Here is a 12,577-nt window from a genome sequence, read left to right as displayed (position 1 = left end):
CGCCCCTGTCACCCGGTCCGCAGCAGCGGGTCTTCAGCCGAGGGCGCCGGCGATCGCGTCGAGACCGGCGGCCGCGCAGGACTGATCCCGCATTCCGTCGGGGGCGCCGCCGACGCCGATACCGGCGATCGACCCGCTCGCCGATTTCACACTGACGCCGCCCGCCAGGAACAACGTGCCGGGAAGGTCGGCGACCGTCGCGCCGTCACCCTTGGCGCGGTCACTCAGGTCGCTTGTGTTCGCACCGAACGCGGCGGCTGTGTACGCCTTCTGCCGGGCCGCCTCCACGGTGTGCTGCGCGGCATTGTCCCCCCGCAGCATGGCCTGCACGTTGCCGTTGCGGTCGACCACCGACACGGTCACGAAGCCGAGTCCGTCGGCCTGGCACTTCGCGAGCGCCGCCTGCGCGGCGGTCTGCGCGGCCCCGACGCCGAGACGGTTCTGGCTCACCAGGCCGTCCGCGCCGTCCACCGGGGCGGCTGCGGCGGCCGTCGCGACCGGCGTGGTCGCCGCCGTCGCCTCGTCCGTCGCGGACGATCCGCACGCGGCGGTCGCGACGATCGCGGCCAGCGGGACGGTGATCGCCAGCATGCGGGGCAGGCGGTGGAAGGTGCGCATCGGAGGGCCTTTCGGGAAGTGACGAGCTGACATGACCAGCCTGGTCCGCAGGCACCGGTCACCGCATCGGGCCGACGGCGCTCCCGGACTCATCCGTCCGGCCCCGGCAGATCATCCGAACGGTGGATCCGCGACCTGCGCCGCGTCCGTAGGATCCACAGACGTGACTGGACCCGTGGGCGGAGTGGACAGGTCGGCCGGCGAGAGTCTGCGCGGCCCGCTCGGCACTGCCATCCACGTCTCCTTCTACGTTCTCCTCGCGACGTCGACGGCGCGGTACCTCACGTACCACGGCGTCAGCGGGCGGTTCGTCGTCGTAGTCGCGTTGATCGCGGCGCTCGCCGCGCTGTACACGTCGACCGTGGTGGTGGCGCGGCGGGACGGTGCGTGGGAACCGTGGGTGTGGCCGGTCCTGACGACGTGGGCGGTACTCGTCTGGCTCGCGCCGAGTTTCGCCTGGTGCGCGTTTCCGATGTTCTTCCTCTGCACGAGGGCCTACCCGAGCCGTATCGCGTATCCCGTCGTCGGTGTTCTCGCGGTGCTCACGTCGCTGGCGTTCTTCACGTTCTCCGGGCGCACCGAGTGGGCGGTGCTGGTGGGACCGCTGTGCACCGGGGCGCTGATCGTCATGGCGTACAGCCAGATCGAGCGGGACGGCCGGGAGCGGGTGCGGCTGCTCCGTCAGGTGGCGGAGACGCGGTCGCGGCTCGCGGAGACCGAGCGGGAGGCGGGGGTCCTCGCCGAACGCGAACGACTGGCCCGCGAGATCCACGACACCGTGACGCAGGGACTGACGAGCAGCCTCCTCCGGCTCGAGGCCGCCGAGCAGATCTGGGCGCAGGAAGATCCGCGGGCGGAGGCACGGGCCCGCGAGGACGTCCGCGTGGCGACCGGAACGCTGCGCGAGAACCTGGCGGAAACCCGCAGTCTCGTGCACCATCTCGCGGCGCCCAACCTGGAATCGCAGCCGATCGACGCGGCACTGCTCGCCGCCGCCCGTTCCCATCACCCGCGGGCGGAACTCCGGATCGTGGGCACTCCGATCGCGCTACCGGCGGAGGTGGCGCACGCGCTGCTGCGGATCACCCAGAGCGCGGTGTCCAACATCACGAGGCACGCACGGGCCGACACCGTGGGTGTCACCCTGACGTACCTTCCGGACGCCGTAGCACTCGACATCTACGACGACGGCGCCGGTTTCGACCCCGCACCTGCCGGACCTCCCTCGGACCGCGGCGGATACGGCCTGCGTGCGATGCGCAGCCGCGTCGAGCAACTGGGCGGCACGTTCACCGTCGAGAGCGCACCGGGCGAGGGCACCGTGGTGGCCGCGCAGATACCGTGCGCGAAAGGAACCTCGGCATGAAAACCGTGACCGTGCTGCTGGTCGACGATCACGCGGTCGTGCGCGCGGGACTGCGGGCGCTGCTCGACTCCCAGCCGGACATCGAGGTGATCGCCGAGGCGGGCACGGGGGAGGAGGCGGTCGACGCCGTGACCACCGTCCGGCCGCGGCTCGTGACGATGGATCTCGCCCTCGGGTCCGGCATCGACGGGGTGGAGGCCATCCGCCGGATCCGTCAGGTCGACCGGGACCTGCCGGTGCTGGTGTTCACAACGTACGACACGGACGCCGACGTCGTCCGCGCCATCGACGCCGGCGCCATCGGGTACCTCCTGAAGGATTCGACGCCTCAGGAGATCTTCGCTGCCGTCCGCGGCGCGGCGGCCGGCCAGAGTGTGCTGTCGCCGCCCGTCGCGTCGCGACTGCTGCAGCAGATGCAGCGCCCGGAGGAGGCTCTCACGCCGCGGGAGGCCGAATTGCTGACCCTGCTGGCCAAGGGGATGACCAACAAGGAACTCGGCAAGGCCCTGTTCATCAGCGAGGCGACGGTCAAGACTCACCTCGCCCACATCTACTCGAAGCTCGGCGTCGACACCCGGGCCGCAGCCGTGTCCGTCGCGCTGCGGCGGCAGGGCATCCGCTGAACCGGGGGATCCGCGGTGGTCCACCGCGTGAACCTTTTGGCAACGATTTGCCGAAGCCCTGTCGAACAGCTGTCCAGGTGGTTATGTTCGAAATGAGCGGTGACCTTCCGCTCGCACCATGAATTGCGTGTTGAGAGGACAAGGGCCATGGTCGGCAACATCATCGGCACCATCATCTTCGGTGCGGTCATCGGCGTTCTGGCGCGTCTCGTGATTCCGGGAAAGCAGGCGATGGGGTGGGTCATCACCGTCGTCCTCGGCATCATCGGCGCGCTGATCGGGTACTGGGTGTGGGAGGGGCTCCTCGGCAAGGGAAACACCGGAGGGATCGACTGGATCCGGTGGATCATCAGCATCGCCGCTGCGGCCGTGCTGTCGCTGGGGTACACCGCGATGACGAGTAAGAACAGGGTGTAACCACCCGACAGTGCCTTGCGGCCCGTGAGTACTTGTCAACCGCCCGCGGTTAACAAGTACTCACGGGCCGCAGGCATGAGAAGGTCATGTCGCGCAGCACTTTCCGGGTGCGCGACGGGGTAGCGGGGTCGGCGCTGTGCGGGGTCGAGTTGATGAGCCCGAACGTGGCGTGCGCCTTGGTGCGGGCATCCGTCTCGTCCAGCGACGGATCCACCTGCAGAAGCACCTTCACCCAGATCTCCACGTAACGCCGCTGCTTCTGCCGGACCTCCCGGCGCGCGTCGGTGGGCAGGCTCTCCAGGTCTCGGTCCTGGATCCGAATGAGGTCGGGTTCCCCGAGCGCGAAGTCGAGATGGAAATCGATCAGACCTTCCAGTGCCGCGTCCGGGGACGTTGCCTCCGCCGCGACGAGAGACCCGCCTTCGAACAGTCGCGTACTGATCCCGACGAGCAGTTCGACGAGGACGGCGTCCTTGTTGGGGAAGTGCCGGTACACGGCGGGACCGCTGATTCCCGCCGCGGAGCCGAGGTCCTCGAGGCGGACTCCGAGGAAGCCCCGCTCGGCGATGAGGCGGGCGGCGGCGTCGAGCAGCTGGCGGCGGCGGTCCGCCTTCATCTGCTCGCGGCGCGTGATCGGGGCCCCTGTGCTGTCGATGGTCGGGGTCGTCGCTTCGGTGCCGTCGACGTCTGCAGTCATCGCCTTGCTCTTTTCCGCGGTGTGGTCTGGACAACTCAGTTAATCACAGTTATCTTAGTTTCAGTTATCGAGTATTAACTCACTCGGCACGGGCGTCAAGAAAAGAAGGCGGCAGGATGGCACTGGGCGGAACCACTGCACGGGAGGGCTACCGGGCAGAGCACACGAAATTGGTCGACGAGCTGAAGTCGCGGCTGGCCGTGGCCGCACTCGGCGGCAGCGAGAAGTCACGCGAGCGGCACGTGAGCCGAGGTAAGCTGCTGCCCCGCGATCGGGTGGACACACTGCTCGATCCCGGCAGCCCGTTCCTCGAGATCTCGCCGCTCGCGGCGAACGGACTGTACGACGACGAGAGCCCCGGAGCGGGCGTCATCGCCGGCATCGGCCGGGTGTCCGGTCGCGAATGCGTGATCGTCGCCAACGACGCGACCGTCAAGGGCGGTACCTACTACCCGATGACGGTGAAGAAGCACCTGCGGGCGCAGGAGATCGCGCTGCAGAATCAGCTTCCCTGCATCTACCTCGTCGACTCCGGCGGAGCATTCCTCCCCAGGCAGGACGAGGTGTTCCCCGACCGCGAGCACTTCGGGCGCATCTTCTACAACCAGGCGACGATGAGCGCGCAGGGCATCCCGCAGATCGCGGCGGTCCTCGGCTCCTGCACCGCGGGCGGCGCCTACGTGCCCGCCATGAGCGACGAGGCGGTCATCGTCCGCAACCAGGGCACCATCTTCCTGGGCGGCCCGCCGCTCGTGAAGGCGGCCACCGGTGAGGTCGTGACCGCCGAGGAACTCGGCGGCGGCGACCTGCACTCCAAGGTCTCGGGGGTCACCGACCACCTCGCGGAAGACGACCAGGACGCGCTGCGGATCGTGCGGAACATCGTCGCGACCCTCGGCCCGCGCGCCGAACGTCCGTGGGACGTGATCAGCGCCGTCCCCGCGACGGCGCAGCAGACCGACCTCTACGACGTGGTCCCCACCGACCCGCGTACCCCCTACGACGTCCACGAGGTCATCGACCGCATCGTCGATGGTGGTGAATTCCAGGAGTTCAAGGCCGAGTACGGCAAGACCCTGGTCACCGGTTTCGCGCACATCGAGGGCCACCCGGTCGGCATCGTCGCCAACAACGGTGTGCTGTTCGCCGAGTCCGCGATGAAGGGCGCGCATTTCATCGAACTGTGCGACAAGCGCAAGATTCCGCTGCTGTTCCTGCAGAACATCGCCGGCTTCATGGTCGGCCGCGACTACGAGGCGGGCGGCATCGCCAAGCACGGCGCGAAGATGGTGACCGCGGTGGCGTGTGCGCGGGTTCCGAAGCTGACCGTCGTGATCGGCGGCTCCTACGGGGCGGGCAACTACTCGATGTGCGGGCGGGCGTACTCGCCGCGGTTCCTGTGGATGTGGCCGAACGCCCGGATCTCCGTGATGGGCGGGGAGCAGGCGGCGTCAGTGCTGTCGACGGTGCGCAGCGAGCAACTGGACAGCGCGGGCAACCCGTGGTCGGCCGACGACGAGGAGGCGTTCAAGGCGCCGATCCGTGAGCAGTACGAGGCGCAGGGCAACCCGTACTACTCGACCGCCAGGCTGTGGGACGACGGCATCATCGACCCCGCCGATACCAGAACTGTTCTCGGACTGGCGCTCTCGGTGTGTGCGAACGCACCGGTCGAGCCGGTCTCCTACGGCGTTTTCCGGATGTGAGTGGAATGACTGAAATGACTCGGATAGATACCGTCCTGGTGGCCAACCGCGGCGAGATCGCGGTGCGCGTGATCCGCACGCTGCGGGCCATGGGAATCCGCTCCGTCGCCGTCTTCAGCGAGGCGGATCGGGACGCGCGGCACGTCCGCGAGGCCGACACCGCGGTCCTGCTCGGCCCGGCCGCGGCCCGGGAGAGTTACCTCGTCATCGAGAAGGTGATCGCGGCGGCGCAGGCGACCGGTGCGCAGGGGATCCATCCCGGTTACGGGTTCCTGTCGGAGAACTCCAAGTTCGCGGGCGCGTGCGCCGATGCGGGGATCGCGTTTCTCGGCCCGTCCGCGCACGCCATCGAGGTGATGGGCGACAAGATCACCGCCAAGAACGCGGTGGCGAAGTTCGACGTTCCGGTCGTCCCCGGCATCGCCCGGCCCGGCCTGTCCGACGACGAACTGATCGCGGCCGCAGGCGACATCGGATACCCGGTGCTCGTCAAGCCGTCGGCAGGCGGCGGCGGCAAGGGCATGCGCCTGGTGGAGGAGCCGGGCGCGCTGGCCGACGCGCTGCGCAGCGCGCGGCGTGAAGCGGCGTCGGCGTTCGGCGACGACACACTCTTCCTCGAGCGATTCGTGCTGCGCCCCCGGCACATCGAGGTGCAGATCCTCGCGGACGGACACGGCAACGTCGTTCATCTCGGTGAGCGCGAATGCAGTCTGCAGCGCCGCCACCAGAAGGTCATCGAGGAGGCGCCGTCGCCGCTGCTGGACGAGGCGACGCGCGCCCGGATCGGCGAGGCCGCCTGCAACACCGCGCGCAGCGTCGACTACTCCGGTGCGGGAACCGTCGAGTTCATCGTCTCCGCCGACAAGCCCGACGAGTTCTTCTTCATGGAGATGAACACCCGGCTGCAGGTCGAGCACCCGGTCACCGAACTCGTGACGGGCCTCGACCTCGTCGAGTGGCAGGTACGAGTGGCCGCCGGTGAGCCGCTCGGCTTCACCCAGGACGACATCACCCTCACCGGGCACGCCATCGAAGCCCGCGTCTACGCCGAGGACCCCAGTCGCGGGTTCCTCCCCACCGGCGGACTCGTGGCCGACGTCGTCGAACCCGCAGGCCCTGGTGTCCGCGTCGATTCCGGGTTGCAGCCCGGCACGGTGGTGGGCAGCGATTACGACCCGATGCTGGCGAAGGTCATCGCCCACGCCGGCGACCGCGCCGGCGCGCTGCGGAAACTGGATCGCGCCCTCGCCGGGACCGGTGTGCTGGGAGTGGTCACCAACATCGAGTTCGCGCGCTTCCTGCTCGCCGACCCGGACGTGGTGGCGGGCGCCCTCGACACCGGACTGCTCGACCGGCGGCTCGAGGACTTCGTCGCCGCGGAGGCCACCGATGCCGCCCTGATCGCCGCGGCGGCGTTCCGGTGGTTGCAGCGCTGGCCCGAGCGTGCGCAGGCCGACCCGTGGGACGTTCCGAGCGGCTGGCGGGTCGGGACGCCGGCACCCACCAGCATCCGGTTGTCCTCGCCCACCCGCACCGACCACGTGCGGATCACGGGCAGTCCGTCCGAGGCCACCGCACAGGTCGAGGACGGCGACACCCTGTCGCTGACCGCGACGCTCGACGGGTCCACGCTGTCGGTGGTGATCGACGGCAGGCGCGAGACCTACCGCGTCGCCCAGACCGACGGGCACATCTGGCTCGCGGGGTCCGACGGCACGACGATGCTGCGTGAGGTCCGCGAACTCAGTGTCCGCACCGGCGACGTCCACGCAGGCGAGGCGGAGATCACCAGTCCCATGCCCGGATCCGTCATCGCGGTCGGCGCCGAGGCGGGCGCCCACGTCACCGCCGGCCAGACACTCGTCGTGGTCGAGGCGATGAAGATGGAGCATTCGCTCACCGCGCCCGTCGACGGCGTCGTCGACGTCCTCGTCGCGCCGGGTGACCAGGTGATGGTCGACCAACTGCTCGCACGAGTCACCCCGCACACCGACACCACCGACACGAAAGAAGACGCGTCATGACTGAATTCCTTGCCACCGGCCAGCTTCCGGACGAGTACCAGCAGTTGGCGAAGACCGTCGCAGACTTCGCCAAGAACGTGGTGGCACCGGTCGCGGCGGAACACGACGCCAACCACACGTTCCCGTACGAGGTGGTGTCGGGGATGGCCGACATGGGCCTGTTCGGCCTGCCGTTCCCCGAGGAGTACGGCGGAATGGGCGGCGACTACTTCGCCCTCTGCCTGGCACTCGAAGAACTCGGCAAGGTCGACCAGAGCGTCGCGATCACCCTGGAAGCCGGCGTGTCGCTGGGTGCGATGCCGATCTACCGGTTCGGCAACGAGGAGCAGAAGCAGGAGTGGCTGCCGCAGTTGACGAGCGGCAAGAGCCTGGCCGCGTTCGGGCTCACCGAGCCGGGTGCCGGAAGCGACGCCGGCGGCACGAAGACCACCGCGAAGTTCGACAGCGGTGAATGGATCATCAACGGCAACAAGCAGTTCATCACCAACTCCGGAACGGACATCACCAAGCTCGTCACCGTCACCGCGGTGACCGGGACGAAGGACGGCAAGAAGGAGATCTCCACCATCCTCGTGCCCACGTCGACCCCCGGCTTCACCGCCGAACCGGCGTACAACAAGGTCGGCTGGAACGCCTCCGACACCCATCCGCTCACGTTCGCGGACGTGCGCGTCCCGGAGGAGAACCTGCTCGGCGAGCGCGGTCGCGGGTACGCGAACTTCCTGCGGATCCTCGACGAGGGGCGCATCGCCATCGCCGCGCTCAGCGTCGGCGCCGCCCAGGGATGCGTCGACGAGTCGGTCAAGTACGCCAAGGAACGTGAGGCGTTCGGGCGGCCGATCGGGCACAACCAGGCGATCGCCTTCAAGATCGCCCGCATGGAGGCGCGCGCCCACACCGCGCGCACGGCGTACTACGACGCCGCCGCCCGGATGCTGTCCGGCAAGCCGTTCAAGAAGCAGGCCGCCATCGCCAAGCTGGTCGCCTCCGAGGCCGCGATGGACAACGCCAGGGACGCCACTCAGATCCACGGCGGCTACGGATTCATGAACGAGTACACCGTGGCGCGGCACTACCGCGACAGCAAGATCCTGGAGATCGGCGAGGGCACCACCGAGGTGCAGTTGATGCTGATCGCGCGGGAGGCGGGACTGTGACCTCCGCGGAGAGCACCACCGACACCGAATCTGCGACCACGGAGCCCAGGCGAATCGTCCAGCGTGGCCTGTGGTTCGAGGAGTTCGAGCTGGGCGCGGTGTATGAGCACCGTCCCGGCCGGACCGTCACCGAGGCCGACAACGTCCTCTTCACGACGCAGACGATGAACACCCAGGCCCTGCACCTGGACGCGGCATACAGCGAGGGCACCCAGTTCGGCGTGCGACTCGTCAACTCGATGTTCACCCTCTCGACGCTGGTCGGACTGTCGGTGGCGCAGCTGACACAGGGGACCATCGTCGCGAACCTGGGGTTCTCGGAGATCAGTTTCCCGAAGCCGATGTTCCACGGGGACACGCTGTACGCGGAGACGAAGATCGCGGACAAGCGCGAATCGAAGAGCCGTCCCGGAGAGGGAATCGTCACGCTCGAGCACACCGGCCGCAACCAGAACGGCGACGTGGTGGCGATCGCGGTCCGCAAGACCCTCGTCCAGAAGAAGCCGTCGTGAGCTGGGAACTGCCCGGTCCCGCCTGGTTGTTCTGCCCGGCGGACCGGCCCGAACGGTATGCGAAGGCGGCCGCGGCCGCCGACGTCGTGATCCTCGACCTCGAGGACGGGGTGGCGCCCGGCGACAAGGAGGCGGCCCGGGTCGCCCTCATCGACACCCCGCTGGATCCCGATCGGACCGTCGTGCGGGTCAACCCGGTCGGCACCGAAGACCACGAACGCGACCTGCTGGCGCTCGACGGCACCCGCTACACCCGGCTCATGCTGGCCAAGTGCGAGTCGGCCGACCAGGTGCTGTCGCTGGCTCCGCGCGAGGTGATCGCCCTGGTCGAGTCGCCGCTCGGCGCGCTCGCAGTCACCGAGATCGCGTTGGCGGCCAGCACCATCGGCGTGATGTGGGGGGCCGAGGACCTCGTCGCCGCGATGGGCGGCAACTCCAGCCGCCGCGACGACGGCAGCTACCGCGACGTCGCCACCCAGGTGCGGTCGTCGACGCTGCTGGCGGCCAAGGGTTATCACCGGCTCGCGCTGGACTCCGTCTACCTCGACATCAAGGACCTGGACGGGTTGCGCGCCGAGGCCCTCGACGCCGTCGCTGTCGGATTCGATGTCAAGGTCGCCATCCACCCGGGTCAGGTCGCGGTGATCCGTGAGGCGTACGCACCGTCCGACGAGGACGTCGACTGGGCGACGCGGGTTCTCGCCGCCGTCGCCGACCAGCGCGGGGTGTTCGCGTTCGAGGGAAAGATGGTGGACGCGCCGGTCCTGCGTCACGCCGAGGCGATCCTGCGCCGCTCACAGGTCGATTCGGCGGGGGACAAGCCGGCCTGAGGCCGGCGGTAGGCGGCGAAAGAGCGCGGACCGGCCTTGCTCTCGGGGAAGATGGTCCCATGGCTGCCGATCCGCAATGGGTTCCCACCGAAGCCGACGTGCGCGACGCGGTGATCACCGATTTCGCCGCGTTCGTCGGACGGCGTCACAGTGTCACGGTCGACGACTACCGGTCGCTGTGGCGCTGGTCGGTGGCGGCGCCGGGGGAGTTCTGGCAGGACGTGTGGGACTACTTCGAGTTCCGGTCCGCCACCGATCCGGGGCCCGCCCTCGCCGACGCCGCGATGCCGGGCGCCGTCTGGTTTCCGGGTGCGACGCTCAACTACGTCGACCACGTCTTCCGGAACGCCCGGCCCGGCACCCCGGCGATCCTGTACGCGGGTGAGGGGTTTCCCGACGTCTCCGTCGGGTGGGACGAGTTGCGTTCTGCGGTGGCGGGTCTCGCGGCGACGCTCCGCGAGCACGGGGTCGGGGTCGGTGATCGCGTGGTCGGCTACCTTCCGAACATCCCCGAGGCGGTCGTCGCGTTTCTCGCCACGGCGTCGCTCGGCGCCGTGTGGGCCGCGTGCGGGCAGGACTATTCCGCGCCGGCCGCGCTCGATCGGCTGGGTCAACTGGAACCGGTGGCGCTGATCACCGCGGACGGGTACCGGTTCGCGGGCAAGGAACACGACCGGCTGGGGGCAGTGGCCGAGTTGCGGGCCGGATTGTCGCCGGCCCTCACGGTGGTGGTGCCCCACCTCGATGCGGGCGCCGCCGTCGACGGTGCCCTCACCTGGATGGAGGCGACCGCCGGGGGCGGCGCACTCGAGCCCGTTCCCGTCCCGTTCGACCACCCGTTGTGGGTGGTGTTCTCCTCGGGGACCACGGGCCTCCCGAAGGGCATCGTGCACGGTCACGGCGGTGTACTGCTCGAGCACGTGAAGTCGCTGGCGCTCCACCTCGACCTCGGCCGCGAAGACATACTTTTCTGGTACACCAGCCCCAGTTGGATGATGTGGAACTTCCAGACGGCGGGTCTGCTGGTGGGAGCCACGATCGTCTGCTACGACGGAAGTCCTTCCCATCCGGCTCCGGATGCGTTGTGGGCCTTGGCGTCACGACTGGGTGTCACGGTGCTCGGCACCAGTCCCGGCTACGTTCTCGCGTGCGACAAGGCGGGGGTGATCCCCGTCCGCGAGCACGATTTGAGCGCGCTCCGCGCGGTGGGAGTCACGGGATCGACTCTGCCGGCGTCGTCGTCGTTGTGGCTGTCGGAGAACGTCGGTCGCCGCGTACCCGTCGTGTCGATCACCGGTGGGACCGATGTGGTGTCGGCGTTCATCGGGGGAGCGCGCACCGTCCCCGTCTGGCCAGGGGAGCTGTCCGCCCCCTGTCTCGGGGTTGCCGTCGAGGCGTTCGACGAATCGGGGCGGCCGGTGCGAGACGCGGTGGGTGAACTCGTCGTCACCGCGCCGATGCCGTCCATGCCGGTGTCGTTCTGGAACGATCCGGACGGAAAGCGTTACCACGAAGCCTATTTCGAGGTTTTTCCCGGTGTGTGGCGACACGGTGACTGGATCACGATCACCGATCGCGGGACCGTCCTCATGCACGGAAGGTCCGATTCCACGTTGAACCGCAATGGAATCCGGATGGGCAGCGCCGACATCTACCAGGTGGTGGAGAAGCTCCCGGAGGTCGCCGAGGCGCTCGTCGTCGGGGTCGACCTGGCGGACGGCGGGTACTGGATGCCGCTGTTCGTGGTCCTCTCGGAGGGTGCGGTACTCGACGACGCGCTGAAGCAGCGGATCCGCGGAGCGATCCGGGAGCAGGCCTCTCCGCGGCACGTGCCCGACGACATCATCGAGGCGCCGGGCATCCCGCACACCCGTACCGGCAAGAAACTCGAGGTGCCGCTCAAGCGAATCTTCCAGGGCGCGGACGCGGGGCGGACGGTGGACCGCAGCGCCGTCGACGACCCCGGTCTGCTCGACTGGTTCGCGCGGCACGGACGCTGAGCAGCGACTCCGCCGATCTCGGTGCCGTTGGACGCCAACAATTAGGTTAGCCTTACTTTCATTGCGCGCGTTGGGGTGTGAGATATGTCCCGTCGCCCTCCGATCGGTCGCGCTGCGGCAAATGCGACCAATCGGACACTGGAAGCGTCGCGTTTCGGGAGGGTGTTCCAGATGCTGGGACGCGGCCGCGATGTCGTCGGCTCACGCCCCCTTGGCGTGGCCGCGCCGCCGCCTCTTCGTGGCAGGTCAGCGGGCGATCTGCCACGACCCGGAGGCTCGCCCGGCGATGGTCGGGCGTCCAGTATTCCGCTCGATGCGGGTGGGTAACGGACCTGGTCGGTTATTCCCTGCGCGCAACCTCGGGTGTTCGTCGTTTTGAGACCTGCGCGGGGCTTTGGTAGACACGGTGGTTGGCAAAAACTGCGGTCACGGGGGGGCAGTGGGTGTTCAACGCCGCGGTCGATCACCGGATCGGCCGCACCGTGCACGGAGGACAGTCGGGAGGCGGAACATGAAACTGGATACGACAGTTGTACACCTAGCGAAATTCCGACTCTCGGTACGGTATCCGTGTTCGGGTTGGACGCGACGCCCGGAATGTGGTTCTGCCTGTTGAATATGAGCGCG

General features: G+C 68.7%; 11 protein-coding genes. 9 read left to right on the top strand and 2 right to left on the bottom strand.

Going from position 1 to position 12,577, the window contains the following annotated elements:
* Positions 1–33: 33 nt before the first annotated feature.
* Complete coding sequence (locus JWS13_RS10755) at positions 34–618, bottom strand: GlcG/HbpS family heme-binding protein (protein ID WP_206005538.1); 585 nt, start codon at positions 616–618, stop codon at positions 34–36.
* Between the two features lie 163 nt (positions 619–781).
* Between JWS13_RS10755 and JWS13_RS10750 the strand changes: the two genes are divergently transcribed.
* The 3 genes from JWS13_RS10750 (at position 782) to JWS13_RS10740 (ending at position 3,024) form a co-directional block, all read left to right on the top strand.
* Complete coding sequence (locus JWS13_RS10750; RefSeq protein WP_206005537.1) at positions 782–1,984, top strand: sensor histidine kinase; 1,203 nt, start codon at positions 782–784, stop codon at positions 1,982–1,984.
* The gene (locus tag JWS13_RS10745) at positions 1,981–2,607 is read left to right on the top strand and encodes a response regulator (RefSeq protein ID WP_206005536.1); all 627 of its coding nucleotides are present in this window, start codon (positions 1,981–1,983) and stop codon (positions 2,605–2,607) included. The genes JWS13_RS10750 and JWS13_RS10745 overlap by 4 nt, the downstream gene beginning before the upstream one ends.
* A gap of 147 nt (positions 2,608–2,754) precedes the next feature.
* Complete coding sequence (locus JWS13_RS10740) at positions 2,755–3,024, top strand: GlsB/YeaQ/YmgE family stress response membrane protein (protein WP_072945630.1); 270 nt, start codon at positions 2,755–2,757, stop codon at positions 3,022–3,024.
* Positions 3,025–3,073: 49 nt separating this feature from the next.
* On the opposite strand, the gene JWS13_RS10735 is transcribed toward JWS13_RS10740, so the two are convergent.
* Positions 3,074–3,721, bottom strand: a complete 648-nt coding sequence (locus tag JWS13_RS10735; protein ID WP_206005535.1) for an SACE_7040 family transcriptional regulator — start codon at positions 3,719–3,721, stop codon at positions 3,074–3,076.
* Positions 3,722–3,837: 116 nt separating this feature from the next.
* On the opposite strand from JWS13_RS10735, the gene JWS13_RS10730 reads away from it, so the two are divergent.
* The 6 genes from JWS13_RS10730 to JWS13_RS10705 are packed head-to-tail and all read left to right on the top strand — an operon-like array spanning position 3,838 to position 11,950.
* Positions 3,838–5,427: a carboxyl transferase domain-containing protein gene (locus JWS13_RS10730; RefSeq protein WP_206005534.1), complete on the top strand. Its 1,590-nt coding sequence runs from the start codon at positions 3,838–3,840 to the stop codon at positions 5,425–5,427.
* A gap of 14 nt (positions 5,428–5,441) precedes the next feature.
* Positions 5,442–7,451, top strand: coding sequence for an acetyl/propionyl/methylcrotonyl-CoA carboxylase subunit alpha (locus JWS13_RS10725; RefSeq protein WP_206005533.1), 2,010 nt, complete (start codon positions 5,442–5,444; stop codon positions 7,449–7,451).
* On the top strand, positions 7,448–8,608 hold the full coding sequence (locus JWS13_RS10720; RefSeq protein WP_072945639.1) for an acyl-CoA dehydrogenase family protein: 1,161 nt from the start codon (positions 7,448–7,450) through the stop codon (positions 8,606–8,608). The genes JWS13_RS10725 and JWS13_RS10720 overlap by 4 nt, the downstream gene beginning before the upstream one ends.
* Positions 8,605–9,120: a MaoC family dehydratase gene (locus JWS13_RS10715; RefSeq protein WP_160099799.1), complete on the top strand. Its 516-nt coding sequence runs from the start codon at positions 8,605–8,607 to the stop codon at positions 9,118–9,120. The genes JWS13_RS10720 and JWS13_RS10715 overlap by 4 nt, the downstream gene beginning before the upstream one ends.
* Entirely contained in the window at positions 9,117–9,950 is an 834-nt protein-coding gene (locus tag JWS13_RS10710; protein WP_206005532.1) for an HpcH/HpaI aldolase/citrate lyase family protein, read from the top strand. The genes JWS13_RS10715 and JWS13_RS10710 overlap by 4 nt, the downstream gene beginning before the upstream one ends.
* Before the next feature lie 59 nt (positions 9,951–10,009).
* Complete coding sequence (locus JWS13_RS10705; protein WP_206005531.1) at positions 10,010–11,950, top strand: acetoacetate--CoA ligase; 1,941 nt, start codon at positions 10,010–10,012, stop codon at positions 11,948–11,950.
* The last annotated feature ends 627 nt before the right edge of the window (positions 11,951–12,577 follow it).

It is taken from the genome of Rhodococcus pseudokoreensis, from assembly GCF_017068395.1.
GTDB classification, from domain to species: domain Bacteria; phylum Actinomycetota; class Actinomycetes; order Mycobacteriales; family Mycobacteriaceae; genus Rhodococcus_F; species Rhodococcus_F pseudokoreensis.
This window is presented reverse-complemented; position numbering and strand designations above follow the sequence as displayed.

Bases quoted from the DNA above. Each gene is read 5' to 3' on its own strand.
- JWS13_RS10755 (WP_206005538.1), bottom strand. From the start codon at position 618: ATGCGCACCTTCCACCGCCTGCCCCGCATGCTGGCGATCACCGTCCCG.
- JWS13_RS10745 (WP_206005536.1), top strand. From the start codon at position 1,981: ATGAAAACCGTGACCGTGCTGCTGGTCGACGATCACGCGGTCGTGCGC.
- JWS13_RS10740 (WP_072945630.1), top strand. From the start codon at position 2,755: ATGGTCGGCAACATCATCGGCACCATCATCTTCGGTGCGGTCATCGGC.
- JWS13_RS10735 (WP_206005535.1), bottom strand. From the start codon at position 3,721: ATGACTGCAGACGTCGACGGCACCGAAGCGACGACCCCGACCATCGAC.
- JWS13_RS10730 (WP_206005534.1), top strand. From the start codon at position 3,838: ATGGCACTGGGCGGAACCACTGCACGGGAGGGCTACCGGGCAGAGCAC.
- JWS13_RS10725 (WP_206005533.1), top strand. From the start codon at position 5,442: ATGACTCGGATAGATACCGTCCTGGTGGCCAACCGCGGCGAGATCGCG.
- JWS13_RS10720 (WP_072945639.1), top strand. From the start codon at position 7,448: ATGACTGAATTCCTTGCCACCGGCCAGCTTCCGGACGAGTACCAGCAG.
- JWS13_RS10705 (WP_206005531.1), top strand. From the start codon at position 10,010: ATGGCTGCCGATCCGCAATGGGTTCCCACCGAAGCCGACGTGCGCGAC.